Origin of the sequence: Marinobacter sp. C7 (genome assembly GCF_022343555.1) — a bacterium.
Classification (GTDB): domain Bacteria; phylum Pseudomonadota; class Gammaproteobacteria; order Pseudomonadales; family Oleiphilaceae; genus Marinobacter.
This window is the reverse complement of sequence record NZ_JAKQZH010000002.1, coordinates 954,285-981,166: the sequence shown is the minus strand read 5'-3', so window position 1 is coordinate 981,166 and position 26,882 is coordinate 954,285. Positions and strand designations below refer to the sequence as shown.

Annotated in this window: 26 protein-coding genes; 14 read left to right on the top strand and 12 right to left on the bottom strand. The window is 59.8% G+C overall.

All coding sequences use genetic code 11. The features are described from left to right. Positions 1–340: 340 nt before the first annotated feature. Positions 341–1,543: a tyrosine--tRNA ligase gene (gene tyrS, locus MD273_RS14405; protein ID WP_239038466.1), complete on the bottom strand. Its 1,203-nt coding sequence runs from the start codon at positions 1,541–1,543 to the stop codon at positions 341–343. Positions 1,544–1,847: 304 nt separating this feature from the next. Between tyrS and MD273_RS14400 the strand changes: the two genes are divergently transcribed. After that, the gene (locus MD273_RS14400) at positions 1,848–3,242 is read left to right on the top strand and encodes an OapA family protein (RefSeq protein ID WP_239038465.1); all 1,395 of its coding nucleotides are present in this window, start codon (positions 1,848–1,850) and stop codon (positions 3,240–3,242) included. Between the two features lie 4 nt (positions 3,243–3,246). After that, the gene (locus MD273_RS14395; RefSeq protein ID WP_239038464.1) at positions 3,247–4,344 is read left to right on the top strand and encodes an anhydro-N-acetylmuramic acid kinase; all 1,098 of its coding nucleotides are present in this window, start codon (positions 3,247–3,249) and stop codon (positions 4,342–4,344) included. A gap of 1 nt (position 4,345) precedes the next feature. On the opposite strand, the gene erpA is transcribed toward MD273_RS14395, so the two are convergent. The 4 genes from erpA to argC all read right to left on the bottom strand — a co-directional run bounded on the left by erpA (position 4,346) and on the right by argC (position 7,025). After that, positions 4,346–4,678 carry an iron-sulfur cluster insertion protein ErpA gene (erpA, locus tag MD273_RS14390; RefSeq protein WP_239038505.1) on the bottom strand — a complete coding sequence of 111 codons (333 nt, stop codon included), beginning with the start codon at positions 4,676–4,678 and terminating at the stop codon, positions 4,346–4,348. A gap of 84 nt (positions 4,679–4,762) precedes the next feature. Then, positions 4,763–5,236, bottom strand: coding sequence for a bactofilin family protein (locus MD273_RS14385; RefSeq protein ID WP_239038463.1), 474 nt, complete (start codon positions 5,234–5,236; stop codon positions 4,763–4,765). Between the two features lies 1 nt (position 5,237). Then, the gene (locus MD273_RS14380) at positions 5,238–5,978 is read right to left on the bottom strand and encodes a DUF6776 family protein (protein ID WP_239038462.1); all 741 of its coding nucleotides are present in this window, start codon (positions 5,976–5,978) and stop codon (positions 5,238–5,240) included. 9 nt (positions 5,979–5,987) lie between these two features. Further along, positions 5,988–7,025 (bottom strand): N-acetyl-gamma-glutamyl-phosphate reductase, encoded by a 1,038-nt coding sequence (gene argC / locus MD273_RS14375; protein WP_239038461.1) that lies wholly within the window; start codon positions 7,023–7,025, stop codon positions 5,988–5,990. A gap of 156 nt (positions 7,026–7,181) precedes the next feature. Here argC and MD273_RS14370 point away from each other — a divergent pair, with 156 nt between their 5' ends. The 5 genes from MD273_RS14370 to hemL are packed head-to-tail and all read left to right on the top strand — an operon-like array spanning position 7,182 to position 12,133. After that, positions 7,182–8,957: a chloride channel protein gene (locus MD273_RS14370; RefSeq protein ID WP_239038460.1), complete on the top strand. Its 1,776-nt coding sequence runs from the start codon at positions 7,182–7,184 to the stop codon at positions 8,955–8,957. A gap of 3 nt (positions 8,958–8,960) precedes the next feature. Then, entirely contained in the window at positions 8,961–9,383 is a 423-nt protein-coding gene (hemJ, locus tag MD273_RS14365) for a protoporphyrinogen oxidase HemJ (RefSeq protein ID WP_239038459.1), read from the top strand. A gap of 38 nt (positions 9,384–9,421) precedes the next feature. Further along, the gene (gene thiD, locus MD273_RS14360) at positions 9,422–10,183 is read left to right on the top strand and encodes a bifunctional hydroxymethylpyrimidine kinase/phosphomethylpyrimidine kinase (protein ID WP_239038504.1); all 762 of its coding nucleotides are present in this window, start codon (positions 9,422–9,424) and stop codon (positions 10,181–10,183) included. Then, positions 10,171–10,839: a thiamine phosphate synthase gene (gene thiE, locus MD273_RS14355; RefSeq protein WP_239038458.1), complete on the top strand. Its 669-nt coding sequence runs from the start codon at positions 10,171–10,173 to the stop codon at positions 10,837–10,839. Before thiD ends, thiE begins: the two co-directional genes overlap by 13 nt. A 13-nt stretch (positions 10,840–10,852) precedes the next feature. Continuing rightward, positions 10,853–12,133, top strand: coding sequence for a glutamate-1-semialdehyde 2,1-aminomutase (gene hemL / locus MD273_RS14350; protein ID WP_239038457.1), 1,281 nt, complete (start codon positions 10,853–10,855; stop codon positions 12,131–12,133). A 34-nt stretch (positions 12,134–12,167) separates the two neighbouring features. Here hemL and MD273_RS14345 read toward each other — a convergent pair whose 3' ends face one another. From MD273_RS14345 to MD273_RS14330, 4 genes are all read right to left on the bottom strand, one after another. Then, on the bottom strand, positions 12,168–13,508 hold the full coding sequence (locus MD273_RS14345) for a tetratricopeptide repeat protein (RefSeq protein WP_239038456.1): 1,341 nt from the start codon (positions 13,506–13,508) through the stop codon (positions 12,168–12,170). A 145-nt stretch (positions 13,509–13,653) separates the two neighbouring features. Then, on the bottom strand, positions 13,654–14,019 hold the full coding sequence (locus tag MD273_RS14340; RefSeq protein WP_239038455.1) for a hypothetical protein: 366 nt from the start codon (positions 14,017–14,019) through the stop codon (positions 13,654–13,656). Continuing rightward, positions 14,016–14,696 (bottom strand): anti-sigma factor family protein, encoded by a 681-nt coding sequence (locus MD273_RS14335; protein WP_239038454.1) that lies wholly within the window; start codon positions 14,694–14,696, stop codon positions 14,016–14,018. The genes MD273_RS14340 and MD273_RS14335 overlap by 4 nt, the downstream gene beginning before the upstream one ends. 4 nt (positions 14,697–14,700) lie before the next feature. Next, positions 14,701–15,306, bottom strand: coding sequence for an RNA polymerase sigma factor (locus MD273_RS14330; RefSeq protein ID WP_239038453.1), 606 nt, complete (start codon positions 15,304–15,306; stop codon positions 14,701–14,703). A 185-nt stretch (positions 15,307–15,491) separates the two neighbouring features. On the opposite strand from MD273_RS14330, the gene MD273_RS14325 reads away from it, so the two are divergent. Next, positions 15,492–16,400, top strand: a complete 909-nt coding sequence (locus tag MD273_RS14325) for a DUF4382 domain-containing protein (protein WP_239038452.1) — start codon at positions 15,492–15,494, stop codon at positions 16,398–16,400. 54 nt (positions 16,401–16,454) lie between these two features. Here MD273_RS14325 and MD273_RS14320 read toward each other — a convergent pair whose 3' ends face one another. Both MD273_RS14320 and mrcB read right to left on the bottom strand, forming a co-directional pair. Continuing rightward, positions 16,455–17,033: a tetratricopeptide repeat protein gene (locus MD273_RS14320; protein ID WP_239038451.1), complete on the bottom strand. Its 579-nt coding sequence runs from the start codon at positions 17,031–17,033 to the stop codon at positions 16,455–16,457. After that, the gene (gene mrcB, locus MD273_RS14315) at positions 17,030–19,348 is read right to left on the bottom strand and encodes a penicillin-binding protein 1B (protein ID WP_239038450.1); all 2,319 of its coding nucleotides are present in this window, start codon (positions 19,346–19,348) and stop codon (positions 17,030–17,032) included. The genes MD273_RS14320 and mrcB overlap by 4 nt, the downstream gene beginning before the upstream one ends. Positions 19,349–19,468: 120 nt before the next feature. Between mrcB and MD273_RS14310 the strand changes: the two genes are divergently transcribed. Continuing rightward, a complete protein-coding gene (locus MD273_RS14310) occupies positions 19,469–21,046 on the top strand; it encodes a bifunctional aminoglycoside phosphotransferase/ATP-binding protein (RefSeq protein WP_239038449.1) in 1,578 nt (525 codons plus the stop codon). 20 nt (positions 21,047–21,066) lie between these two features. Then, positions 21,067–21,438 (top strand): Rieske (2Fe-2S) protein, encoded by a 372-nt coding sequence (locus MD273_RS14305; protein WP_239038448.1) that lies wholly within the window; start codon positions 21,067–21,069, stop codon positions 21,436–21,438. Here the strand turns inward: MD273_RS14305 and sfsA are convergent. Beyond that, entirely contained in the window at positions 21,422–22,153 is a 732-nt protein-coding gene (sfsA, locus tag MD273_RS14300; protein WP_239038447.1) for a DNA/RNA nuclease SfsA, read from the bottom strand. The two genes, MD273_RS14305 and sfsA, sit on opposite strands and share 17 nt — an antisense overlap. Before the next feature lie 177 nt (positions 22,154–22,330). On the opposite strand from sfsA, the gene dksA reads away from it, so the two are divergent. From dksA to MD273_RS14280, 4 genes are read left to right on the top strand one after another with little or no spacing between them, the layout of a single operon-like run. Beyond that, positions 22,331–22,771, top strand: a complete 441-nt coding sequence (gene dksA, locus MD273_RS14295; RefSeq protein WP_091997293.1) for an RNA polymerase-binding protein DksA — start codon at positions 22,331–22,333, stop codon at positions 22,769–22,771. Between the two features lie 56 nt (positions 22,772–22,827). After that, positions 22,828–23,700, top strand: coding sequence for a tRNA glutamyl-Q(34) synthetase GluQRS (gluQRS, locus tag MD273_RS14290; protein ID WP_239038446.1), 873 nt, complete (start codon positions 22,828–22,830; stop codon positions 23,698–23,700). Between the two features lie 50 nt (positions 23,701–23,750). Continuing rightward, on the top strand, positions 23,751–23,927 hold the full coding sequence (locus tag MD273_RS14285) for a hypothetical protein (RefSeq protein WP_008940627.1): 177 nt from the start codon (positions 23,751–23,753) through the stop codon (positions 23,925–23,927). Beyond that, on the top strand, positions 23,917–26,880 hold the full coding sequence (locus MD273_RS14280) for a sensor histidine kinase (RefSeq protein WP_239038445.1): 2,964 nt from the start codon (positions 23,917–23,919) through the stop codon (positions 26,878–26,880). The genes MD273_RS14285 and MD273_RS14280 overlap by 11 nt, the downstream gene beginning before the upstream one ends. Positions 26,881–26,882 lie beyond the last annotated feature (2 nt).

Sequence of the window (26,882 nt, the reverse complement as noted above, 5' to 3'; positions counted from 1 at the left end):
CAATCAAGGCCGCGTATTCTACATCGAATCCCGACCTTGTCAACCGTTAATTTTCAGCGTTTTCAAACTCTTTCAAACCCGCCAAAAACCGTCCGGCTTACTGCTTCAAACGAGGCGCGCATTCTACACTGAACCGCCACCTTGTCAACCGCTTTCTGAAGAAATTTGAAATCGTTTTTCTTCAAATCTTTCAAGCAGTTACTTCCTCCGGCTGCCCCTGTCTCAGTGGCTTGTCCCTCAGAAGTGGTGCGCATTCTACAGCCCTCAGGAAGACTGTCAACGACGAATTTGAAAAAAATCCAAATTCGTCGTTTTACTGGTTGCCAGGCAACCAAACCGGTTATGCAGTAATCAAAACCTTCGCAATCTTCTTCTTACCGGCCTGAATAACGCACTCATCACCTTCTACAAACATGCGATCCCCTTCGAACTGCTGCCCATCGACGTAGACAGCCCCCCGCCCGAGGACATCCCTCGCCGCAGCACCATTCTTCACCAGCCCCGCAAGGCGGAGCACGGCAGGCATCGGCATTTCACTCTGCCCATCGAGGGAAACTTTCACTTCAGGCACATTCTCGGGAATCTCGCCAAGGCCGACCCGGTTACCCGCAGACTTGTGGGCATTCTTTGCAGCCTCCTCGTCGTGGAAGCGGGCAATAAGCTCCTCCGCCAGCACTTTCTTGTAGTCCTGCGGATTGGCGCCACCCTCAACAGCCTTCCGGAACTCCTCCACCTCCGCAAGCGGCCGGAAGCTCAGCAGCTCAAAGTAACGCCACAACAGCTCATCGGGCATGGAAAGGAGCTTGGTGTACATTTCACCCGGGGCATCATTAACGCCTACATAATTCCCGAGGGACTTGGACATCTTCTGGACGCCGTCCAGCCCTTCGAGAATCGGCATAGTCAGGATCACCTGCGGCTCCTGACCATAGTGCTTCTGGAGAATACGCCCCATCAGCAGGTTGAACTTCTGGTCGGTACCCCCCAGCTCAACATCCGCTTCCAGGGCAACGGAGTCATAACCCTGAACCAGGGGATAAAGGAATTCATGAATCGCAATCGCCTGCTCGGCGCGGTAGCGCTTGGTGAAATCATCACGCTCCAGCATCCGGGCAACGGTGTACTGACCTGCGAGCTTGATCATGTCCGCGGCAGTCATCTTGCTCATCCAGTCGGAATTGAAAACCACATGAGTCTTTGCCGGATCCAGGATCTTGAATACCTGCTCTTTATAGGAGACCGCATTCTCCCGGACCTGCTCCTCGGTCAACGGGGGGCGGGTCGCACTCTTGCCCGTGGGGTCGCCAATCATTCCGGTAAAGTCACCGATCAGAAAAATGACTTCGTGACCAAGATCCTGGAACTGGCGCAACTTGTTGATCAGGACGGTGTGGCCGAGATGAAGGTCCGGTGCCGTGGGATCGAATCCCGCCTTGATACGCAGGGGCCGACCTTGCTTCAGCTTCTCAACGAGCTCCTCTTCCGGAATCAGTTCGTCAACGCCGCGCTTGATGACGGCCAACGCTTCATCAATAGATGCCATGAACTACACGTCCCCGTTTTATATGGTGAAAGATTCAGACCGTTACAGACTTCAACAAAAGAAATCTGTGATTCTCTTGCGCACTTGGTAAAGTAACATGCACAAATATTACACAACCCTGAGTCAACAGGGCGGCGTATTATAGCAGTGACGTCGCGAGAAATCCGGAGGATGGAGCAGCAACCGTAATGTTCCACGCTGTCCCGCATGCATTTTATACGGTAATCTGTTGGTCTATACTTGAACAACAGCTTTAATTAGGTAGTTCAACCTGCCGGAATACCGATTAAAACGGGTGCGATAAGTGCTGAAAATGTTTCCCAAGACTCACATTACCCTCGCCGCCGCTGCAACCGTTGTAGTGACAGCTGCCGTGCTTATGAGCCCGAGCAGCAATGTTGAAGCCAAGCGCATGTCCTATGCCCTGGACCTTGAGCAAGGCACCGTATCCGAAACGGGCGGCAAGCTGACAGAAACGCCAGACCAGGCCCTGCCGGCCAGTTCCACGCCAGCAAAGCAACAACAGTCCGAGCAGCCGGCAAAAGAAGCGCCCCAGGAGACCGTTGCCGCAGTTCCGGCGGAACCCCAACTGGATTGGCAAACCTTCGAGATCAAGTCCGGCGATACATTGTCGTCACTGTTCAAGAAAGCCGGCTTCAATGACGGCATCATGCTGTCAGTCATTCATGGCGAAGGGGAAGCGGAAGAACTGCAGCGCCTGTATGCAGGTGAAACCATCCGCTTTGCCACGGACGAATCCGGAGCACTGGCAGCTGTAGAACTTGAACGCAATCTGCTTGAAACCCTCAAGATCACACGTAGCGAGCAGGGATTCAGTGGCAAGACCGACATGCGCGAGCCCGAAGCCCGCCCGGCCTTCGCTTCTGGCGTGATAGACGGCTCTCTCTACCTGGCGGCCCGCGAAGCCGGCATGAACGATCGCCTCACGATGGAGCTGGCGGGCATCTTCGGCTGGGACATCGACTTCGTTTACGACGTCCGCAAGGGCGACCGGTTCGAGGTTGTCTACGAGGAGCTCTACCTCGACGGCGAGAAATTCGACACCGGCCGCATTCTCTCGGCACGGTTCGTGAACCGCGGCGAAGAGAATCTCGCAGTGCTGTACACCGACAGCAATGGCGAGAGCGACTACTACACGCCGGAAGGCAAGAGCATGCGCAAAGCTTTTCTGCGTACGCCGATCAATGCGCGGGTATCCTCATCATTTAACCTGCAACGCAGGCACCCGGTACTGGATGTGGTGCGCCCTCACGAGGGGACCGACTACGCTGCGCCTCCGGGCACACCGATCAAAGCTGCGGGCAATGGCACCGTTCGTTTTGCAGGCTGGAAAGGCGGTTACGGCCGCACCATCATTCTGCAGCATGGCAACAACATCACCACGCTGTATGCCCACATGAAAGGGCTGGCACGAGGTATGAAAAAAGGTGTCAGGGTCAAGCAGGGGCAAACCATTGGCTATCTCGGCTCTTCCGGCATGGTAACCGGGCCGCACCTGCATTATGAGTTCCGGCTCAACGGATCGCCCCGCAACTCCCGTACGGTCAATCTCCCGGATGCCAAGCCAGTACCCGCATCCGAGATGGCCCGTTTCAAGCGGGTCACCGAACAACGGGTAGCGCAATTCGACGTTTTCCGCGAGAACTACCAGCAACTGGCCCTGGCACGGGAAGACTGAGCCAATGGAAGCCTGGCTCGGGCTTATGTCTGGCACCAGCATGGATGGCATTGACGCCGTGCTGGTGTCCTTCCGAGACCGAACTGTCCAGATCCACGCAAGTCGCTGCCTCAGCTACCCGGATGACCTGCGCCAGCGCCTCATTAATGCCAGCCAGAACCAGGCCAGCCCGGATGAAATCGGCGAGCTGAACACCCTCACCGGACAACTTTTCGCCCAGGCTGCGTTGCGAGCCATTTCGGATTCGGGTCTGAACCCGAACACGATTCGGGCGATTGGCAGCCACGGCCAGACCATTCGGCACCAACCTGCCGGTTCCGCGCCATTTTCCTTCCAGATTGGCAACCCCGCCATCATCACCGAAACCACCGGAATAACGACGGTTGGCGATTTCCGCAGTCGCGACATGGCCGCCGGTGGCCAGGGAGCGCCGCTGGTTCCGGCATTCCATAAGGCATTCTTTGGATCGGAGTCGGAGAACCGCTGCATCCTTAACCTCGGGGGCATTGCCAACATCACCTGGCTACCCGCTCGCGGCCAGGGCCCGGTGACCGGCTTTGACACCGGTCCCGCCAATGCCCTGATGGACGCCTGGTGTCTGGACCAGACTGGTCGCCCCTATGACGCGGACGGCCACTGGGCTGTGGAAGGGCGAGTGGATCCGGAACTCCTGGAGGATATGCTTTCCGATGCGTACTTCCAGCGGACACCGCCCAAAAGCACCGGTAAGGAAAAGTTCAACCTGGGATGGGTGAAAACCATGATCGCCCGTCATCCGGACCTGAAACCGGAAGATATCCAGAGGACATTACTGGAACTCACCGCCTTGACCATTGCGCGCCAGATGCCGGAAACCGGGGTGGACACTGTTTATGCCTGCGGCGGGGGCACCCGCAACCCCGAGCTGATGCGGGCCCTGGGCCAGGCATTGGCACCCGCACGCCTGGCAGTCACCTCGGAACTGGGACTGGATCCGCAGTGGGTGGAACCGGTGGCGTTCGCCTGGCTCGCGAAGCAGGCTATCGAGGGGAAACCGGGGAATCTTCCGGAAGTAACCGGCGCAAATGGCCCCCGTATTCTGGGAGCCATTTACCCGGCCTGAATCAAATCGAGAAGGAGCTGCCGCAGCCGCAAGTGGAGGTGGCGTTCGGGTTCTGAACAACGAACTGGGAGCCCTGCAAACCTTCCTGGTATTCAACAGTTGCACCAATCAGATACTGGTAACTCATCGAATCCACCAGCAAAACAACGCCGTCCCGTTCAATCACCGTGTCATCTTCTTCCTGATTCTCGTCGAAGGAAAAGCCATACTGGAATCCGGAACAGCCGCCACCGGTCACAAAGACGCGCAGCTTGAGGTCAGGATTTCCCTCTTCCTCAATCAATTCACGCACCTTGGCAACGGCACTGTCGCTGAAAAACAGTGGGGTGGCCATCTGTTGCTGAACTACACTCAAGCTCGCCTCCGGAAACTTCGTTTACAAAGTAGCGATTATGGTATTCCTGACTAAAACAATCAACTATTCGGACTTTCCACCATCCGCCACGGCTTCTTCAAGTTCTTCATCGGACCGGGCCTCGGCGACCGGCTCCGGGCGATCCTTGGTCAGCAGTCCGACAGGCTCGCGCTGATGAACCAGATTACCATTGACCGTGGCCCCCATGGCCATCTCGATCAGGTTGTAATAGACATTGCCGTTAATGGCGGCCTTTTCCGCCAGTTCGAGGTGGTTCGAGGCATAGACATCACCGTTCACGGTGCCGTTGATAATGACATGGGGGGCAACGATATCACCGGTAATCTCACCGACCTCCGACAGCCGCAGCACTGCATCGCTGCCCTCTTCGGCAACAACCTTGCCCTTGACCCGACCATCTACATGCAAACCACCCGAAAACTTCACATCCCCTTCCACAATCGTGCGCGAGGAGACCAGGGTGTCAAAATGGCCTGCCGGCCGCTTTGGCTTCTGCTGCTTTTTCTTACCGAGCATTTCAATTCTCCGTTAAATCATCCCAGTCAAAGGTTCGTTCTGCCTGCGAGGACTCGCGGCCCTCGGCCTGAGCCACCACCTGGACTTCCACCGGCTCGAAATCTTCCGGTAGCGCCAGGGTTCCTTCCACATTCTGGAAGAAGCGGAAACGGAACTTTACGCCAAGATCCTCGATATCCTCAGACAGATCACGCAGGGCGATGACTTCTTTTTCTTCGTCGCGCACGCCGATGACATTGACTGCCACCACGCCAGAAATGTAGTTCTTGTTATTACCAACCTGGGTCAGGGCCAGCTTGAAGTCCCAGACGCCGGGCTGGTAGTCCCGGGACAGGGTCAGACTGTCGACCTGGAGCCCTTTGCTGGTCTCCGACGGCGCCATGATATTTTTATAGAAAGTCAGGTCTGACTTCAGTGATGCGATGCGGGTTTCCAGCTCAACAATGGTATTCCTGGCCTGCCGGAGCGCCTGGGCGTCGATCACCTTGCCTCTTTCGAGGTTGACCAGTTGCTGACGCGCCTCCTTGTAATTGCTTCGAAGCGTGTCCAACTCCTCCTCCAGCACTTCATTGGAGGCGGAGACGTCCGAGAACCGGAAACCGCCCTGGGCAAGCCCGGCCGCATAGCCTGCAAGCGCTGCAATCACCGTAAACGCTAACAATATCGCGGTGCGGCGAATCCGGTAACCAGGACGATGGCGGATAACGACATATTCTTCCGCCGGCTTTCGTGGTTCACTCACTGGTCGTCCTCAGGGCAACAGGGCCGGCGCTTCAAGCCCAAGGGTTTCCCGGAAACCAAACATGATATTCATGTTCTGGACCGCCTGCCCCGCGGCCCCCTTGACCAGGTTATCAATGACAGAGGAAACGATAACGATATTACTGTTCTCCTGCCGATGCAGCGCCATACGGCACTGGTTCGCACCCCGGACACTGCGGGTCTCCGGATGGCTGCCGAAAGGCATTACATCGACAAACGGCTCGTCACGGTAGCGCTCCTCGTACAGGGCCTGAAGGTCATCAAAGGCGGACGGATCGTTCAATTCGGCGTAAAGTGTGGCCTCAATACCGCGAATCATCGGAATCAGATGCGGCACGAAGGTCACCCCAACCTCGCTACCGGCAGCGCCGGTCAGCCCCTGGCGGATCTCCGGCAAGTGACGATGGCCGGACGCCCCGTAGGCCTTGAAGCTTTCGCCAATCTCGCCGTGCAGCATCCCAATCTTGCCCTGACGACCCGCACCACTGGCACCGGATTTCGCGTCAGCGATCAGGCGCGCCGGATCAACCAGTCCCTTCTCCAGCAGGGGCAGGAAACCCAGCTGCACCGCAGTGGGATAACAGCCGGGATTGGCCACCAGGCGGGCACTACGGATCTCCTCGCGGACTACCTCCGGAAGACCGTAAACCGCCTTCTCCGCCCATTCCGGACTCTCATGGGCCATGCCGTACCACTGGGCCCAGACGTCCAGATCCTTGAGCCGGAAATCCGCAGAGAGGTCAACGACGCGGACGCCTGCATCCATCAGCTCCGGCACCATACGCATGGCTACGCCGTGGGGGGTCGCAAAAAACACGAGGTCACAGGCCTTGAGCACACCGGCATCAGGCTCGGAGAATTCGAGTTCAAAGTGCCCGCGCAGATTCGGGTACATGTCCGCGACCGGCATGCCAGCCTCGGAGCGGGAAGTTATACAGCTGACGGTTACCTCCGGGTGAACCGCCAGGATTCTCAGCAGCTCCACACCGGTATAGCCGGTGCCACCAACGATGCCTACTTTAATCACCATTTTCTCCAGTGACGTCGAATCAGGAATTGGAAGTTTGAAGTCCTAGTCTACCATGATAAACCAACGACTTATTGCAGCGGGGAGGCCGACCGCTACAATGTTGTCACAACACCGTAAACGGACTGGCACACCCGAACCGGACCCCCTGCGATCATGCGGAACATCTGGCACCAGATCACCGAAAACCTGATCCCTGTATTCCGTCGCAGGCTGTCAGGTGTCGACGCGCTTCCGCAGCTTGCGGTTCTGGGCCTGTTATCCGGCCTGATCACCGGTGGCGTGATCCTGCTGTTCCGGCTGGCCATCGAGTGGCCACTCGAGCATTTCCTGCCCGGCAGCGGCTCTGAATCCTTTGAACAACTCGACATCCTGACCCGCGGTCTCCTTCCGCTTGCCGGCGCCCTTGCTCTCGGGCTGATGCTTCACCGTCTGGCCATCCACGACCGCAAAGTCGGCATTGTCCACGTGATGGAACGCCTGAACTACCATCAGGGCTACATTTCGCTGCGCAGTGCGATTGTCCAGTTTGTCTCCGGTGTAACCACAGTGGTTACCGGGCAGTCAGCCGGTCGGGAGGGACCGGCGGTTCACCTCGGCGCGGCCTTCTCCAGCCTTATGGGGCAATGGATGCGGCTGCCCAACAACAGCATCCGGACCCTTGTGGCCTGCGGTTGTGCCGCCGCCATCTCCGCTTCGTTCAACACCCCCATTTCCGGCGTGATCTTTGCCATGGAAGTGGTGATGATGGAGTACACGATTGCCGGTTTCACCCCGATCATCCTGGCCGCAGTGAGCGCAGCCATCGTATCCCAGGCAGTCTACGGCTCCGAGCCGGCCTTCAGCGTGCCGGCGCTGACCATGAACTCACTGATGGAAATCCCCTGGATTCTCGCCATTGCGGTGATCATCGGTATCGCTGCAGCAGTATTCATTCAACTGGTGGACACCATGGGACGACATCACCATCAACCGGTCCTGCTTCGTATCGGCATTGCGGGCGCACTGATGGTGCCTTTCGCGGTATTCATCCCGCAAACCATGGGCATCGGCTACGATACGGTAAACGAGACCATCAACGGCGGCCTCGGATTCTGGCTGTTGCTGTCAGCGGGCGCCGCCAAGCTGCTCATAACCTCACTGACCATCGGCCTCGGCATGCCAAGCGGGGTCATCGGCCCGACCCTGTTCATGGGCGCAACCCTGGGCGGTGCCATGGGACTGGTCGGCGCGCAGATCGCCCCCGACACCGCATCCTCCGTAGGCTTCTACGCCATGCTCGGCATGGGCGCAATGATGGGAGCGGTCCTCCAGGCCCCCCTGGCCGCTCTCATGGCCGTGATGGAACTGACGCGCAACCCCAACATCATCCTGCCCGCCATGCTTATCATCACCACGGCGAGCCTGGTCACCAGTGAAGCCTTCGGCAAGAAGTCACTGTTCCTCACCATTCTGAAAAGCCAGGGCCTGAGCTACCAGAATTCACCCGTTATCCAGGCACTTCGGCGAGTCTCCGTCGGCGCGATCATGGACCGCAACATCCTGCGTACGGAACGCCACCTTTCCATCGAGGAGGCCCGCAAGGCGCTCAAGTCCGAACCCAAGTGGCTGATCGTCGAGGGCAGCAATGGCCCGACCGCACTGCTTCCGGCAGTGGATCTGGCCCGATACCTCGAGGATACCGAGAAAACGGTGGCCGAAGAGGAGATCGAAATGCCGGAATCCGTCGATCTGATGGATATACCTGCTAACCGTCGGGACCTTGCCCCGGTACAATACCAGGCAACCCTCGAGGAAGCGCTCAACGAATTCGATACCACCAACGCCGAAGCCCTTTACGTGCAACGCCACGTTGCCCCGATGATCCAGCGGGTGTATGGCGTGGTACTGAAGTCTGACATCGAAAGCTACTACCAATACCGACGGAGTTAACGGATGCTGTGGGTCAAAGCCTTCCACATAATTGCCATGGTTTGCTGGTTCGCCGGTCTTTTTTACCTGCCGCGCCTGTTTGTCTATCATGCCTCCTGCGAAGACCAGCCCGGACGGGAACGGTTCAAGATCATGGAGCGCAAGCTGTATCGGGGCATTACAACCCCCTCCATGATTGCGACGGTGGCCCTGGGCATCTGGCTGATCAGTTACAATGTGTCCGGTTATTTCAGCCAGGGCTGGCTTCATGCCAAGTTGCTGCTGGTCGCCCTGCTGGTTGTCTACCACTTTTACTGCGGCCATCTGGTCAGGGTGTTCCGGGACGACATGAACCACCGCAGCCATGTATTCTATCGCTGGTTCAATGAGTTACCTGTGTTCGTCCTGCTTGCCGTTGTGATACTCGCCGTTGTCAAACCGTTTTAAGGAGTAGAGCCATCAAACGCTACACCCGTCCCCAGGTCCTGGTACTGTCCGGGCTCGACCCTTCTGGTGGTGCCGGTATACAGGCTGACATCCAGGCCATCACTTCCCTCGGATGCCACCCTCTGCCGGTCCTGACCTGTCTGACCGTTCAGGACACCCGCAACGTCTACGATGCCCAGCCGGTGGACAGCGCACTGATTCGCAAACAGCTGGAGTGTGTCGCGGCGGATGCCCCGATCCATGCCATCAAGACCGGGGCCCTGGGAAATGCCGAGGTAGTCGATGTTCTGGTGGAGTTCGTGAAGGCCAGACCCGGAATCCCGCTCATCACAGATCCGGTCATAAAAGCCGCGGGCGGTGGCGACCTGGCCGACGAAGCCCTGATTGACGCCATGAAGGCGCGCCTGTTTCCTCTTGCAGAGATGATTACGCCAAACGGCATTGAACTGACAATGCTCGGGGGGAGCGAAGACCCGGAGCAGGCGGCAAAAAAGCTGATGGAGCAGGGTTGCGAATCGGTCCTGGCCACCGGTGGCCACGGCACCGGCCTGCATATCATCAATACGCTCTACAATCACAATCCGCAGCCCATGCGCTGGGAAATTGAGCGGGTGGGAGGCGAGTACCACGGAACCGGCTGCACCCTTGCTGCCGCCATTGCGGCCGGACGGGCATCGGGGTTATCGGCTCGCGCCGCGATCTCCCAGGCCCAGAACTATGTCAATCGGGCGATCCTCCACGCGCTGGACGTCGGCAAAGGCCAGCCTGTTCCTGACCGGGGCATCCTGTGGGAACGCTAGATAAAGGCCTGCGCCCGGGACTTTACGTCATTACCGACAGCAAACTCACCCCGGCGGATCGCCTGCTGGCATCCGTGGAAGCCGCACTGCGTGGTGGTGCGGTGCTGGTACAATACCGTGAGAAAACCGCTCCCGAATCCGAACGGCTGAGCCAGGCCCGAGACCTTCAGGCGCTGTGCAGCATGGCCGGTGTACCGCTGATCATCAACGACGATCCGGAGCTTGCCGGGCGGGTTGGAGCCGCGGGCGCACATCTCGGGCAGGAGGACGGGTCGCTGGCACGGGCGCGGCGTTTGCTGGGTGAGGACGCCATCATTGGCATTACCTGTCACGCCAGACTGGACCTCGCCCGCCGCGCCCTTGCCGACGGGGCCGATTACCTGGCCTTCGGGCGGTTCTATCCTTCGGCCACCAAACCGGACGCCCCCGGAGCCGATCCGTTCGTCCTCACCGAAGCGAGAGCTCTCGGCAAACCGCTGACCGCCATCGGTGGGGTCACTGCCCAGAATGGTGAGCCGCTGATCAAGGCGGGAGCCGATCTTCTGGCGGTCGTCGGAGGTGTGTTCGGGGGCACGCCGGATCAGATTGAACAGAAGGCCAGAGCCTTCGGGCAGCTGTTCGCTGCCCATCACCCACTTTTTTCACTATCGGATTAACAGGAGCCGAGCCATGACACACTCCGAAACCTTGTTCGAAGAGGCACAAAAGTACATTCCCGGTGGGGTGAACTCACCGGTACGGGCCTTTCGTGGCGTGGGTGGCACCCCGATTTTCTTCAAACACGCCGAAGGCGCCTACCTGTTTGATGAGGACGACCGCCGATACATTGATTACATCGGTTCCTGGGGCCCGATGATCCTGGGTCATTCCGACCCTCGTATCAAACAGGCGCTGCATGCCCAGGTCGACCTGGGTGTCGGCTATGGTGCGCCCACCGCTATCGAGACCCAAATGGCCAAGAAGGTCTGCGAAGTGGTGCCATCGATTGACCTGGTGCGCATGGTGAACTCCGGCACCGAAGCCACTATGAGTGCGATCCGACTGGCCCGAGGCTATACCGGGCGCGACAAGATCGTGAAATTCGAGGGCTGCTATCATGGCCATGTGGATTCACTGCTCGTGAAGGCCGGCTCCGGCGCCCTGACCCTCGGGGTCCCCAACTCACCGGGCATCCCCGCCAGCCTGGCAGAACATACCCTGACCCTGACCTACAACGACATCGACGGGATCCGGGAAACGTTCGAAAAAATGGGCGATCAGATTGCCGCCATTATCGTCGAACCGGTCGCGGGCAACATGAACTGCATCCCGCCGATTCCGGGTTTCCTGGAGGCATTGCGTGAGGTGTGTGACCAGCACGGCTCTGTTCTGATCTTTGACGAGGTGATGACCGGTTTCCGGGTGTCCCTGGGAGGCGCCCAGGGTTACTACGGCGTGACCCCGGATCTGACGGCACTTGGCAAGGTAATTGGCGGCGGACTGCCTGTTGGCGCCTTCGGTGGCAAACGGGAAATCATGGAGCACATTTCGCCTCTGGGCCCGGTTTACCAGGCTGGAACCCTGAGCGGCAATCCGCTGGCAATGGCTGCGGGCCTGACCACACTCAACGCCATTTCAGAGCCCGGTTTTCATGACCGGCTCACGGAAAAGACCAATGCCGTTCGCGATGGCCTTAAACAGGCCGCTGACGAAGCAGGTATCCCGATGACGGTACAGAGCGCCGGCGCCATGTTCGGATTCTTCTTTACCGAAGAAACCGCGGTGACCCGTTTTGATCAGGTCATGGCGTGCGACGTGGAACGGTTCAAGCAATTCTTCCAGGGCATGCTGAAGGAAGGCGTTTACCTGGCGCCATCGGCATTCGAGGCGGGTTTCACCAGTGCGGCACTGTCCGACGATGACATCGAGCATACGATTGATGCTGCCCGTAAGGTGATGGCAACCCTGTAATTCAGGAGTCTCGGGTCCGGCCTGAAGGCCGGACTCAGAGCACCCCTTCCAGCGTCAACATGAAAGTGTGGCGCTGGTAGTTGTAACTGTTAATCGCACTGTTGTTATCCCGGAACAGCCACTCGCTCCGCAGCAGCCATCGCCGGCTCAGCCCGTACTCCGCAAACGTTCCTGCCTCCCAACGCCGGTCCGTTCGCCGTTGGACCACCACAGTGTCGCCCTCCAGAAGACGGTGGGAATCCTGATACCGGCTGTACCGGAAGCCACCCAGGGCACCCACTTCAAGGTCCGCCCTGAAGCCATATCCCGCCACCATCTCCAGGGTGTGGTGTTGCGGTGAAACACTGACAAACCGTGTGCCGGAAACCATATCCGCGCGGTCATTGAGCTCCCACAGATACTTGCCCTCAACCTTCCAGTCGCCTATCCGGCGGTCTGTCCGCCCCCGCAACCGGTACCACTGACCGTCGTACGCCTCGAACGAACGGCCACCGTCGACCCTGGCCGCGGCAAGCGAAACGTCGCAGCCATCGACCGGGAAGGGGGCCGGGCATTGCGGCCATGCCATGATGCCCTCCAGTCCGTAGCGGGTCTCGAATGCATCGGAACCGAACCAGGACTGGCTCACTACCGCCCCCAGTTGCCGGGTCCGGTTCCCCTCCCGCTCTGACCAGGCAAGCTTGCCCTGCAGAAAGCGGGTGTTGTAATCACTATCGTCCGGGTAGTCCCGGCCAAAAAAAGCACCTTCAACATCCCAACCGGCTTCCCTGTCACCCCGAATCCGGAGGCTACCGGCAACCACAGCGTCTATAAAGAGTCCGCCTTCCCGGGTAGCGACGGTATCCGGAAGGCCAGAGATGTTACTGTCGTACCCACCCGCTGCGGATACATAAAAGCGTCGGGGTAGGCGCCGGGGAGCGGGCATCTGATCGGCGATTTCTGATAACCGGGTCCGGGCAAGGGCCCGCAGCTTGTCCGGGCCGTCACCGTCGCTGACCGCCACGAAAAAATCACGGGCTGCGACCCGGTCATTCCGGGCCAACGCGACCAGACCAAGGTTGTAACGCGCCAGGGATTCATGGGGGGAGGACAACAGGCGGGCGAATGCCTGCTCTGCGGCGTCCAGCTGACCCAGCCTGTAGTAGACGACGCCAAGGTTGTAATGGAGGGTCATGGAGTCCAGCCCACCAGCGCGCGCCGCCTCCAGATGTTGCCGGGCCGCCATCAGGGAACCCTGCTGAAACAATTCGACCCCTTTGCGAAAGTCCGCCTGTGCCGGCGCCTCGCCAGAGGTATCCTCAGCCAGTAGCGGCATACAGACAAACAGGAGTGAGCAGCTTAACAGCAGCTTACGGATGAGGCAGGCAGCCAGCAAACAACACCTTCCGTTCAGTTCCGGATCAGGGGAATAGGTCGGCGGGCTGACGACAAGCCAGCGTTACCGAGCGATAACGCAGGCAGTATAACAGGGATAGGTCAATATGACTGCCCGCCACCCTTGCCGGGGCGGGCAGGAACAATTACTCCCGCGGCTTGGCTACCTCGGGCAGGTTTTCCCGGGCGTCCTGGACCTGCTCTGGCAAATCCGGCCGGTCCGGACGCTCCCTGGAGGAGTCGCGTGCCTGTTCGGCCATGTCCTGTCCGAATCCCCGCCCCTGTTCACGGGCGTCGCGAGAGACGTCCATGCCGGGCGCCCCCCGGCTCTCGGTCATCTCTCCGGGACGCTCGACCGTTGCGGGCTCTGGTAGCTCGATCTCCCGGACAACGGACTCGGTGAGTGTCTGCTCATCAAGAACCATTCGCATGGTGACGTCCAGGTCCTCCTGCGCATGGGCCTCGGACACGGATAACGTAACCAGCATTATTACCGGAACGTACCATCTCATGATGCCGGTACCTCCTGCTTCTCATTTGCACCGGGAATCTCGACCCGGAAACTCTTTCTCTGCTCACCCGTATTCAGATGAGCCACCAATTCCCCCCTGCCGGGAAACAGGACTCTCAGGGGCAAGGCGACGACGTTCTCACCAGCGTCCAGACTGATCTGCCAACTCAGCTGCTGTCGCCCGGGCCACGGAGACAGCTCCACATTCGGCGGTAATTCAAGCGTCAGCGTGACATTCTCCAGTGCCTGGCCCGCGCGAAACGCTAACCGAACAGTCTGTTCCACAGGCTCGAATACGGCAGGTTCCGATACTTGCTCTCCGGCCAATTGCTGTTGTGGCTCGGAAGAGGGGCTGCGGTCCAGCATCACACCCAACGACACGCCCAGTGCCAGAGCCGCAGCGACAGCTCCCCCGAGCACACGATGGCTCCAGCGCCCCGGCTGGCCGGATTCTGTTGTAGCAGCAGACAGCACCCGTGACTCAAAACCGGAAGATGGCTCCGGAATTTGCTGGCGGACCCGCAGCTTTTCACCCAGCAACCGCTCCCCTTCCAGTGCCCGGCTGCACGCTTCGCACGCAGACACGTGCTCAGCCACCTTCTCCCGGTGCTGCGCTGGCAACTCATTGTTCAGGTAAGCAACAAGGCTTACGCGGATTTCCCGACAGGACATAGTCATCACCTCAGTCTTTCACACGCCCGGCCGTGACGGTTGGTTCCAGCTGTTGCCGCAATTTTTTTCGCAGTGCAGCACGGACCCGGTGCAGGCGGGATTTTACCGTTCCCAGGGGAATATCGAGTATTTCGGCGATCTCATCCTGGCGCCAACCATCGACATCATGCAGAAGCAGCAACGTCCGCTGGTCCGGCTCAAGGGTGGCCAGCACCCGGTCCAGCTCAGGACCCAGCCGCTCCAGTTCCAGGTGCGCCATCGGCCCGACATCCTCGGCATCCAGGCTGTCCAGCCAGTCCGCCTGGCTTTCGGCCTCGACCAGTTCGCTCATGGGCCGGTCGCCCTGCCGGTTCCTTCTTCGTAGCTGATCAATGAAATGACGGTAGAGCACCCGGTTCAGCCAGGGCCGTAACTGGTCCACCGTCTCCAACTCTTCCAGTCGGGGATACAGCTTGACCACGACATCCTGCACCAGATCCTCAGCGTCCTGTTGCTGGCCCGCAAGCCGGAAGGCAAAACGGTACATAGGCTCGAGGTGAGGCTGGATCAGGATTTCAAAACGCCGCTTTTTGCCCGGCTTAAAGGAGAGAATCGACAAAACCGTTACTACCCGCATGGTTTGCTGCTGAAGCGGCAAGTCTATACCAGACCGGCGCAAGGTTGCAGTTACGGGATTACCTTGATGATCACCAGTGGGCACCACATTACCGCTTGGTGAGAAAAGGTTAACAAAATCACCGGAACGCTTGCCGGAATTATGTCGTGGGGTAAGAGATATCCAACCAAAACCATGGAGGTTGTATGAAGCGTTCAATCCAGATGTTTGCTGTATCTGCACTGGCAGCTGGTATCGCCGCTTGTGGCGGCAGTGATGGTGGCCCGGCCACCGGCTCGGTTTCCGTTGATGTGACCGACGCACCAACCATGGAATTTTCCGAGGTGACAATTGCCTTTACCGGCATCCGCCTGAAGCATCAGTCCGGCGAATGGGAAGAGTTCACCTTCGACAACCCCAAGGTCTGGAACCTGCTTGACCTCCAGGGTGGAGCCAGTGAGCCGCTGATTACCGACGAGGAAGTCCTGGCCGGCAACTACACCGAGCTTCGACTGCTGGTTGATACCGAGAATTCCTACGTCGTCGAGAAGGACCAGCCGGACGTAGAGCTGTCCCTGGCCGTGCCCTCTGGCGAGCAAAGCGGTCTGAAGCTCAAAGGCGACTTTATCGTGGCAGCCGACAGCACCACGGACTTCACCGTCGACTTTGACGTCAGCAAGGCCATTGTGAACCCGCAGGGTCAGTCACTGGCGGATTACCTGCTGCGGCCTTCACTGCGCCTGGTAAACAACCTGGAGGTGGGCTCCATTTCCGGCGAGGTTGACTACGCAACAATTAACCAAGAGGCTACATGTGACTACGAGGGCGCGGTCTACGTCTATCAGGGTACAGACGTGACGCCGACGGACATTAACGTAAACGACGAGGAAAGTGGTCCGCTGATGGCTGTTCCCGTCAATTATGACGATACCAGCGGCATGTACACCTACACCGCGGCCTTCCTGACCGAAGGCGACTACACCATCAGCTACACCTGCCAACTGGATGACAACGAAGAGGATAATTCTGCAACTGTGGAATTCCGGGGCACCCAGAACGTGGACGTATTCGCCGGTCAAAACACCGAAGCCCAACCGATTCCGCTGGTACCGTAAGTCTCAAGCCCTCGGAATCAAAAGCCCCTGCTCCGGCAGGGGCTTTTTTTTTATTCAGAGCGCCGCCGCCCTCGCTTCCGCCTGATCCGCCCCGGCCACGTTACCCCGGGCGCGACGAATATCCGCCAGCAACAACCAGCCTGCCCGTTGCAAACGGACGCTGTCTCCAGCCAGGGACAACCCCTTCAGGGTGAACTGCTCGGCACTGCCCAGCTGACCTGCTGCCACATAGGCCTCGGAAAGCTTGAAATATACCTCCGCAGAACGGGGTGCAATGCGCTGCGCCCGCTCAAGACGCGCGATGGCACCGGAGGTATTGCCCTGGGCCAACAGGCTCTCGGCCTCGCGCACGAGGCTTTGGGCCGCCGGCGAAAGGCTCTCCCCCGAATCCTGATAGCTGGGTGCAGTATCCCTGCGCTCCTCAACAACCCTCGGCTCCTCCTCCGGCTGTTCACTCTTACGCCAGACCGGGGCTTCCTCCTGCTCGCTGGTAGAGGTCCGGGGCGGCTCCGGGGCCCTGGAAGGCTCACCACCGCCCATTGGCACGTAAATGGAACCTGGGCCACTGGCACACCCGGCCAGGGCGAGAAAGGCGCCCAGGGCGCCAGCACGGGTCAGCACAGATACTTTCATCGGAACAGTCCTTCAAACCAGCCTTGAATTCGACGCTGCAGCTTACCAGAGCAGGACACTTCCTGCTCCGGCTCACTGCCGGTGATGAATGGTACAAGGCGCGCATTATCGCAATATTCATCGGTCAACGCCTGCCGCCGGGCATTGACCCAGTGATAGTTCACCCCGTCCGGCACGACCGGCGAGAAACCATGCTGGGGCACCCCGGCCATGAACCGCGACCACACAGGCAACGCACCGGAAGCGCCGGACAGGGAGGTCGGGCCGTTGTCATCCCGTCCCACCCAGGCAACAGCGAGAAGATCGCCGCTGAAACCGGCAAACCAGGAATCCCGGCCGTCGTCCGTGGTGCCGGTCTTGCCGGCAACGGTGAGCTGTTCGGGGATTGTGTAATATGCCGACCGCCCGGTCCCCTCCTGCATGACTTCCTGCATCGCATATTGCACCAGGTGAACAGCGGCCGGGTCTGCCACCTGATCCACCTCCAGCGGGTAGCGGTTAAGAGCCTCACCTTCGGCATCCGTCACTTCGCGGATGGTACGCAGGGGGGTATTGAAACCAGAGGTAGCAAGGCCCTGGTACATCTGCGCAACGGTGACCGGAGTCATCGAAACCGAGCCCAGCAGCATGGAGGGGTAGCGGGAGATCGATGACGTCACCCCGAACGCCTGCAGGGTCTCCGCTACCACGTCGACCCCGACATCCAGTCCTACGCGAACCGCCGGAAGGTTGTAGGAGTTCGAAAGCGCCTCGTGAAGAGGCACCTCGCCGCGCTCCTTCTTGTCGTAATTCCGGGGTTCCCAACGCCGGCCATCGTCAAATTCGAGGACAAAGGATTTGTCATTTACCGGCGTGATCAGGGTGTAACGATCCGGCCGGGTCAGGGCAGAAAGATAGATAAACGGCTTGATCAACGAGCCGATTGGCCGTTCGGCATCCAACGCCCGATTGAAACCTGCGAACCCGGGGTCCTTGCCACCCACCAGCGCCAGCACCTCGCCACTGTCTTTGGCGGTAACCACAAGGGCGGCCTCAAGCGCCTCACGAACTTCGCCACTGGCCAGCCGGGGCACGGTTTCCTGGACCGCGTATTCAGCCGCATACTGGATCGCCGGATTCAGGGTGGTGAAGATTCTGAGGCCCTCGCTACGCAGGTCCTCTTCGCGATAATCCCGCGCCAGGTGCCGTCGCACCAGATCAATGTAGGCCGGATAGCGGTTCTCTGAATAGGACGGTTGCTCACTGACGCCCAGAGGCAGGCCCCGTGCCCGGGCAGCCTCGCTCGGGTCAATCAGACCCGCCTCCTCCATTTCGGAGATCACCAGATTTCTGCGCTCCGTGGCCCGCTCCGGATTCCGGCGAGGGTTATAGTAGCTTGGCCCCTTCACCATCCCGACCAGAAGGGCAATCTGGTGTACTTCCAGACTGCGCAGGGATTCTCCGAAATAGAACTGGCTGGCGAGACCAAAACCATTGATGCTGCGTGTTCCCGCCTGCCCCAGATACACCTCGTTCAGGTAGGTCTCGAGAATATCGTCTTTCTCGTAATGCCACTCCAGCAATACCGACATCAGGGCTTCGTTGCCCTTGCGCAACAGAGTCTGCTCCCGGCTCAGAAAGAAGTTCTTTACCAGCTGCTGGGTCAGGGTACTGCCGCCCTGAACGATCTCTCCGGCCCGGATATTCGCAAGCATGGCCCGCACAATGGATAAGGGGGCGATGCCGAAATGCTCATAAAAATTCCGGTCCTCCACGGCCATCAGGGTCGCCGGCAACAGTTCCGGCACATTTTCGAGCTGTACGAGGATCCGGTCTTCCTTGTGAGCCGGGTAGATCCCCCCTATCTGCGCAGGTTCCAGACGAACGATCGGAGCGGGGTCGCCACTGAGGACCCGGAAGTTCTCCACTCGATCCCCGTAGATGCTGAAGGCCACCCGGCGGCGCGGCTCCTCTCCATCGGGGAAGCGGAAGCCCCGGGTGCTGATCACAAAGCGGTTGCCACTTCGGCTGTAACTGCCACCTTTGGTGCCATCGCCCCGCCGAAAGCCGGAAAGCTCCAGCTCCCGTTGCAGCGCGGCGGTGCTGATGCCAGCTCCGTCGTAAAGCTCCAGGGGGCGGGCGTATACCCGTGAGGGTATTTCGAACCTTCGCCCTTCAAACCGGGAAGTCACCACGGCATCCAGGTACACCATCCAGCCGGCGAGCAACACCAGGCCGATCAGGGAAGCCCGGAAAAACAGGCGCCAGAACCAGGGCCGACGGCTGGATTTCGGGGATTTGCGGGAGGACTTGCGAGGGGTCTTTGATTTTGCCATGGCGCGATTATAGCGAAGGGAGCCCCCGATGAGGCAGGCCTGCTGTGTGTTATTTCTGTAATCTGCCGTTATGATAGGGCTTCAAAAATCAATGAGTTCAGGGAATCTGAGGAGAACACCGTGAGCGAGACATCCGGCAATACGCTGATTCAGGCACTGCAGAATCCGGCGCTGTATGAACACCCTGTCCGGGACTTCCGGGTGATCGAGACTCACATTTCCCAGGTCATCCTCACCGGGGATTACGCCTACAAGATCAAGAAGCCCATGGACTTCGGTTTTCTGGATTTCTCCACTCTTGAGCGCCGCAAGCATTTTTGTGAAGAGGAGCTGCGACTGAACCGGCGGCTCGCCAGCAGGCTCTACCTGGACGTGCTACCGATCACCGGCACCCCGGATCAGCCGGTGATCGGGGGTGAGGGAGAGCCGTTCGAATACGTGATCCGCATGCGGGAATTCGACCAGGGTCAGCTCTTCGATCGCCTTCAGGAGCGTGGCCAGCTGACGCCCGAACTGCTCGCCACGGCGGCCCGCCAGGCGGCCGAATTCCACGATCAACTGCCGCCGGTGGCGGAGGACAAGCCGCTGGGCACTCCCGATGCGGTGTACGCCGCCATGCAGGAGAATTTCGATCAGATCCGCCCCTTGATCGACGACAAGACTCTGCTGGCGCAACTGGATAATCTGGAAGCCTGGACCCGGACCACCTTTGACAGGCACCGGGATCTGATCGCCCGGCGCCGCGAAAATGGCTTTGTGCGCGAGTGCCATGGTGACCTCCACCTGGCCAACATCACTGTTTTCGAGGGCGAGGTCACTGTTTTCGACTGCATCGAATTCAATGAGCCGTTTCGCTGGATCGATGTCATCAACGACCTGGCCTTCCTGTTGATGGACCTGGAATCCCGCGGCGAACCGGCCCTGGCCAACCGGGTACTGAACACCTATCTGGAGTACCGTGGCGACTTCGAAGCCCTGCCACTGCTGCCCCTTTACAAAGCCTACCGCGCGATGGTCCGGGCCAAGATTGCCCTGTTTACCCTGGGCAATCCCGACCTCAGCGAAGATGAAAAGTCCGGACTGATGCAGCGCTACCGGAGCTATGCCCAGCTGGCCGAGGATTACAGTATCATTCCCAACCCGTATCTATTGGCTACCACCGGCCTGTCCGCCAGCGGGAAGAGCTGTGTCAGCGCTGCCATGGCAGGGGAATTGGGGCTGATCCGGCTTCGTTCCGACGTCGAACGCAAACGACTGCATGGCCTGGGCCCTCTTGCCGACAGCAAATCCGATACCGGCGAAGGCCTCTACACGCCGGAGGCCACCACCCTGACCTATCAGCGCCTGGCGGACCTGTCAGAACAGCTTCTGGCGGCCGGCATCCCGGTCGTAATTGATGCTGCCTGCCTGAAACAGAGTGAGCGGGACCTCTTCGCCTCCGTGGCCGAAGAACAGGCCGTGCCCTTTGCCCTGCTGCACTGTGAGGCACCGGAAGAGCTGCGCCGGCAATGGATCCGGAGTCGCTCCGGCGATGCCTCCGAAGCCACCGAGGAGCTGCTGGACGCCCAGCAGGGCTGGTTCGAACCTTTGACGGCGATGGAGAAGGCCCACACTGTGCACCTGCACACAGATCAGGAACATGTGGCCGAGGCAGTGGCAGACCGCATTCGCCAGCATTTCGGCCTGCAGGGCCGCTGAGACACCGGCAAGGGATATCCATGGCTGAAAGCACCCCCTCCTGGCAGCCAGTCTGCCCCACGGCCGACCTGCAACCTGGCCGGTTCATCGAGTTCCGGCTGACAGTAAAAGCCAGGGAACCGGCGGGAATGCCCCTGACCGGTTTCCTGTTCCTGGATGAAGGCCAGCCCAGGGCCTACCTGAACCAGTGCCCTCATCTGGGCATCGAGCTCAACTGGATGCCGGGGCGGTTCATGGATTCGGACAACCTGTTCCTCCAGTGCTCCACCCACGGCGCCCTGTTCAAGACCGCAACCGGTGAATGCATCGCCGGTCCCTGCCAGGGCGATGCGCTGACGGCCCTGGAGGTACGGGAGCAGGACGGCCAGTGGCAGATCAGGCTGCCAGATTGACCCGAATGGCCTCGACCAGCTCAAGGTTGCCAGAGGGATCTCCCCCGCCATTCGCCAGTGCTGCCCGATATGCGATCACCTCGACGCCGGCGGCCACGGCCTCGCGAAGCAGGCGACCGTAGGTCGGATCAATATGGTCAGCGGGGCGCACTTCGTCGATGCCGGTATGGTTCACGACAAAAAACAGGACGCCGCGCTCGCCTTGTTCGACCTGCCCCATCAGCTCCCGCAGATGTTTCTGCCCCCGGGTGGTCACTGCGTCGGGGAAATATCCGGCACCATTCTCGTCCAGGGTCACGTTTTTCACTTCAACCCAGGCATCGGGTCGGTGGTCATGGCCCGACAGCAGGAGATCAATGCGACTTTTCTCGCCACCGTACTTCACTTCTGACCGGCACTGGCCATAGCCGGCCAGCTCGCTCACCACGCCGCTTTCAATCGCATGTCGGGCCTGAGCGTTCGGCCTGGCCGTATTGACGCAGGCCAATACCCCCGGGCGGGTCTCCACCAGCTCCCAGGTGTACTTCAGCTTGCGTTTGGGATTGTTGCTCTGGCTGAGCCAGACCCTGGCATTGTCCGGCTGACAGCCGCGCATGGAACCGGTATTGGGGCAATGCGCCGTCACCTCCTCACCGTCAGGTAGCCGGATGTCCGCCAGGAAGCGCTTGTAGCGCCGAATGAGCCGGCCTTCAACCAAAGGTTCTGAATACTTCATGTGATCTCCGCAAAAAGTCAGTGTCACAAGGCTGGCACCCCCGTAACTAATCTGCTATTTTCCGCAAATTCCCGTTTCAGGACGAACGCTTCATCCAGGGTACAATCGCACAGCCACGGGGCTGGCACGATGGGAAGCAAAGCGTTCTTGTGGAGTACAAACAAGAGGCCGGGTTCAATGGCAAATACTGCAGAACAGTCACGCGAACGTTTTACCAACTTCACCCCCTATGAAATGAAGAAGGGTGAAGAGTACATGAGTGCCGAGATGTTGCAGCACTTCAAGGATCTGCTCCTGCAATGGAAACAGGAGCTGATGGAAGAAGTCGACCGCACCATGCACCATATGCAGGAAGACGCAGCAAATTACGCGGATCCCAGTGATCGCGCAACCCAGGAAGAGGAATTCAGCCTGGAGCTGCGTACCCGCGATCGTGAGCGCAAGTTGATCAAGAAGATCGACCAGACCATCGACCGGATCGACAAGGACGACTATGGCTTCTGCGATCAGTGCGGTGTCGAGATCGGCATCCGTCGTCTTGAGGCTCGCCCGACGGCCACCCTGTGCATTGACTGCAAGACGCTCGCCGAGATTCGCGAGCGCCAGACCGGCATCTGATCCCGAGAATAGCTGTCTGCCGGTAACCGCAAGCGGACCGGCAGACTGAGTTTTCCATGGCCAATCCACGCTATCGGGGCCGTTTCGCACCCTCTCCTACTGGCCCACTGCATTTCGGCTCTCTTGTTACCGCTGTCGCCAGTTACGTCGAAGCCCGCGCCCAGCAGGGCCAATGGCTTATTCGCATCGAAGACCTGGACCCGCTTCGGGAACCGCCGGAGGCCACCGGCCAGATTCTCCGGAGCCTTGACGCCCACGGCCTGTTTCCGGACGAGCCGGTCCGGTTCCAGTCCCGACGCCACGACGCCTACCAGGACGCCATCGATCAACTGTTAACCACCGGCCACGCCTACCGCTGCCCCTGCTCCCGCAAGGAACTTCAGGCCAATGGCGGCCGACACCCGCGCCAGTGCCGGGACGCACCCCGGCAACCGGGCGACCGCCCCTTTGCGGTCAGGTTTGCCCTGCACGACGAACACTGCCATTGGCAAGATCAGCTGCTCGGCCCTCAACACCAGGAGGTGCAGGCAGAACTCGATGACCCGGTCATCCTCCGCAAGGAAGGCTTCTACGCCTACCAACTGGCGGTGGTGGTGGACGACATCGACCAGGAAATTACCGACGTGGTGCGGGGCTCGGACCTGCTGGACATGACCGCTCAACAGCAACAGATCTTCCGGGCCCTGGGCGCCGAGCCACCCCGCTGGCTGCATATCCCTGTAATCCTGAACGAACAGGGGCAGAAACTGAGCAAGCAGACCCACGCCCCCGCGCTCGATGACGACCGCGCTCCCGAAAACCTGTTCCGCGCGCTGGACGCACTCGGTCAGGAACCACCGGCGTCACTGCAGGCATCAACCCCGGATGAGATCCTCGCCTGGGCCTGCCAGCACTGGCGCCGGCAGGCAATCGACCTGACAGCCCGCTAACCGGCATGGTATAAAGCCCTTCTTACACTTCAGTGCGGACCTTGAGCCTGATGTACATTTACCGTCTGGTCTTCCTGCTGGTTCTGGCCATATACATTTTTTCTCCCAACATCCTGGACTGGTGGACTGCGCCCGGCAACGTCTGGTACAGCCCCTATGTTATCTGGGCGGGACTGATCGCCATCGGTTTCTGGCTTGAATGGCGACGGGATCCCAATGAGTTTTAGTGCACCCGGCCTCGTGTTGGCCAGCCTGGTTTACCTGCTCCTGCTGTTCGGTGTGGCCTGGATTACCGAACAGGGTATGCTGCCCAAACACTGGGTACGTCACCCCCTGGTCTACACCCTCAGCCTTGGCGTCTATGCCGGCATCTGGGCAGTCTATGCGGCCATCGGTATGGCCGCCGAGACCGGCTATGGCTTCCTCGCCTATTACCTGGGTATCAGCGGTGCTTTCCTGCTGGCCCCGGTGCTGCTCAATCCGATCATGCGTATTGCCAGGGCCTACCAGCTGACCTCTCTGGCCGACCTCTTTGCCTATCGCTACCGGAGCCAATGGGCGGGCACGCTGGTGACTCTCTGTTCCGGGGCCGCCATCCTGGCGTTGCTGAGCATGCAGATCCAGGCGGTGGCAGTCTCTGCCAGCATTCTGGCCCCGGACACCTCGCCCAAGGCCATGAGCCTGCTGTTCTGCCTGATCGTACTGCTGTTTGCCATCCTGTTCGGCGCCCGCCGCAACCAGAATTCGGAGAACCACCAGGGGCTGGTACTGGCCATCGCCTTCGACTCCCTGGTGAAGGTGGGGGCGCTGCTGACGATTGGCGGGGTCATACTGTTCAGGGTCTTTGACGGCATGGAGGGGCTGGACCTGTGGCTCGCCATGAACAAGGCCGCCACCGGAACCATGACACTGGCCATAGACGACGGCAGCTGGCGCGCGCTGATGCTAATGTCCTTCGCAGGCGCGCTGGTACTTCCTCACATGTACCACATGACGTTCAGCGAAAACCCCTCACCCAAATCCCTGGCCAAGGCCAGCTGGGGTCTGCCACTTTACCTCCTGCTACTGGCCCTGCCGGTTCCCGTGATTCTCTGGGGCGGCCAGGCTCTGGGAGTGGGTGGCGAGCCCAACTTCTACGCCGTGGGTGTTGCCCGGGCACTGGACAGCCCCCTGCTGTCATTGCTCATGTACATTGCCGGCCTGTCGGCGGCCAGCGGCCTGATGATTGTCAGCACCCTGGCGCTGGCGGGCATGGTGCTCAACCATGTAGTGCTTCCTGTCAAGACGCCCCGGGACCAGGCGGACATCTACCGCTGGCTGCAGTGGGTCAAGCGTCTGCTGATCGCGGTCATCATCTTCTTTGCCCTGCTGTTCCATGAAACCGTGGGCCAGCACCTGGACCTGGCCATCCTGGGTGCCATTTCACTTTCCGGGATGCTCCAACTGCTGCCCGGCGCCCTGGGAGTCATCTACTGGCCGGAAGGCAACCGCCGCGGGTTGATTGCCGGCCTTGTTACCGGACTGGTCATCTGGCTGGCCACCCTGGTTCTGCCCTTCTCGCACACCATCAACCCGCTGGCCTGGTTCAATGTGCCGCTGGTGCCGGATTACAGCAACTGGCACATCTTCACATTTATCAGCATTACCGCGAATGTCACGGTCTTTGGCCTGTTCTCGATTCTCAGCGCCAGTTCCGCGGAGGAAACCAGTGCCGCCCAGGCCTGCTCGCTGGGAGCACTGTCCCGCCCCCAACGGCGGGAACTGCTGGCCAGCTCCTCGAGCGAGTTCATCCGCCAGCTCTCTGACCCCTTGGGCCATGGCGTTGCAAAGCGGGAAGTGGAAAGGGCCTTGGCACAACTGAAACTGCCCAATGTTGAGTATCGGCCCTACCAGCTTCGCCGGTTACGGGACCAGGTGGAAATCAATCTCTCGGGCCTGCTCGGCCCTTCCGTGGCCCGGGACATGGTCCACCGCCACCTGGGCTTCAAACCCCTGGCACGGGGCAATACCGGCCAGGACATCCGCTATGTTGAGCGTGCACTCGGGGACTACCAGAACAGACTGACCGGCCTGGCCGGCGAGCTGGACAACCTGCGCCGGCATTACCGTCAGACCCTGCAGAATCTTCCGATTCCTGCCTGCTCGGTGGGCGAGGATGGCGAAATCCTGATGTGGAACCACGCCATGGAAGAACTGACCGGTATCACTGCCGACGATGTGGTCGGGGCCCGCCTGATGGCACTTCCCGAGCACTGGCACCTGTTGCTGGAAGACTTCAACCGCGGCGAGGAGCTGCACCGGTACAAGCACCGGCTCGACCTGCGCGGGAAGCCGCATTGGCTGAATCTGCACAAGGCGGCACTGAGTGGGCCGGACCACACCGAGGGCGGGAGCATCATCCTGGTTGAAGATCAGACCGAAACCCGACTGCTCGAGGACGAATTGATGCACAGCGAGCGGCTGGCATCCGTTGGGCGCCTGGCGGCCGGCGTTGCCCACGAGATCGGCAACCCGGTTACCGGTATCTCCTCACTCGCCCAGAACCTGAAACTGGAAACCGACAACCCGGACATCCTGGATACCGCCGACCAGATTCAGCAACAGACACGGCGCATCTCCACCATCCTGCAGTCACTGATGAATTTTGCCCGCACGGGCAACCATGCCCATGCCAACCGGTACGAACCGGTCTCCATCCACCGTTGCGTGGAGGAGTCCATCAACCTCCTGTCTCTCAGCGACAAGGGCATGGGCATCCGCTATCTCAATGATGTACCCGCAGATCTGCTGGTGCTTGGCGACGAACAGCGCCTGGTACAGGTATTCGTCAACCTGCTGGCCAATGCACGAGACGCTTCCCCCGAGGGTGGTACCATCAGGGTCAGTGGAAACGGCGACAGCTACTCCGCTATTATCGAGGTCATTGATGAAGGCTCGGGTATCCCGGAAGACCAGCTCGACCATATTTTCGAGCCCTTTTACACCACCAAGGCTCCTGACAAGGGGACGGGCCTTGGCTTGTCTCTGGTGTACAGCATCGTTGAGGAACACTACGGCAACATCCAGGTCGAGAGTCCGGCAAATCCCGATACCGGCACCGGCACTTGTGTCCGTCTGAGGCTGCCAGCGTACAGCCCCGAAACCGACGATACTCCGGCCAGCCAGAACGAAAGGTCCTGAAA

Coding starts and splice junctions, on each gene's coding strand:
- MD273_RS14280 (WP_239038445.1), top strand. CDS start 23,917: ATGAGTTTTAGTGCACCCGGCCTCGTGTTGGCCAGCCTGGTTTACCTG.
- hemL (WP_239038457.1), top strand. CDS start 10,853: ATGACACACTCCGAAACCTTGTTCGAAGAGGCACAAAAGTACATTCCC.
- MD273_RS14325 (WP_239038452.1), top strand. CDS start 15,492: ATGAAGCGTTCAATCCAGATGTTTGCTGTATCTGCACTGGCAGCTGGT.
- MD273_RS14395 (WP_239038464.1), top strand. CDS start 3,247: ATGGAAGCCTGGCTCGGGCTTATGTCTGGCACCAGCATGGATGGCATT.
- hemJ (WP_239038459.1), top strand. CDS start 8,961: ATGCTGTGGGTCAAAGCCTTCCACATAATTGCCATGGTTTGCTGGTTC.
- MD273_RS14370 (WP_239038460.1), top strand. CDS start 7,182: ATGCGGAACATCTGGCACCAGATCACCGAAAACCTGATCCCTGTATTC.
- MD273_RS14335 (WP_239038454.1), bottom strand. CDS start 14,696: ATGACTATGTCCTGTCGGGAAATCCGCGTAAGCCTTGTTGCTTACCTG.
- sfsA (WP_239038447.1), bottom strand. CDS start 22,153: ATGAAGTATTCAGAACCTTTGGTTGAAGGCCGGCTCATTCGGCGCTAC.
- MD273_RS14305 (WP_239038448.1), top strand. CDS start 21,067: ATGGCTGAAAGCACCCCCTCCTGGCAGCCAGTCTGCCCCACGGCCGAC.
- MD273_RS14385 (WP_239038463.1), bottom strand. CDS start 5,236: ATGCTCGGTAAGAAAAAGCAGCAGAAGCCAAAGCGGCCGGCAGGCCAT.
- MD273_RS14320 (WP_239038451.1), bottom strand. CDS start 17,033: ATGAAAGTATCTGTGCTGACCCGTGCTGGCGCCCTGGGCGCCTTTCTC.
- MD273_RS14340 (WP_239038455.1), bottom strand. CDS start 14,019: ATGAGATGGTACGTTCCGGTAATAATGCTGGTTACGTTATCCGTGTCC.
- gluQRS (WP_239038446.1), top strand. CDS start 22,828: ATGGCCAATCCACGCTATCGGGGCCGTTTCGCACCCTCTCCTACTGGC.
- MD273_RS14330 (WP_239038453.1), bottom strand. CDS start 15,306: ATGCGGGTAGTAACGGTTTTGTCGATTCTCTCCTTTAAGCCGGGCAAA.
- MD273_RS14285 (WP_008940627.1), top strand. CDS start 23,751: ATGTACATTTACCGTCTGGTCTTCCTGCTGGTTCTGGCCATATACATT.
- mrcB (WP_239038450.1), bottom strand. CDS start 19,348: ATGGCAAAATCAAAGACCCCTCGCAAGTCCTCCCGCAAATCCCCGAAA.
- tyrS (WP_239038466.1), bottom strand. CDS start 1,543: ATGGCATCTATTGATGAAGCGTTGGCCGTCATCAAGCGCGGCGTTGAC.
- erpA (WP_239038505.1), bottom strand. CDS start 4,678: ATGGCCACCCCACTGTTTTTCAGCGACAGTGCCGTTGCCAAGGTGCGT.
- dksA (WP_091997293.1), top strand. CDS start 22,331: ATGGCAAATACTGCAGAACAGTCACGCGAACGTTTTACCAACTTCACC.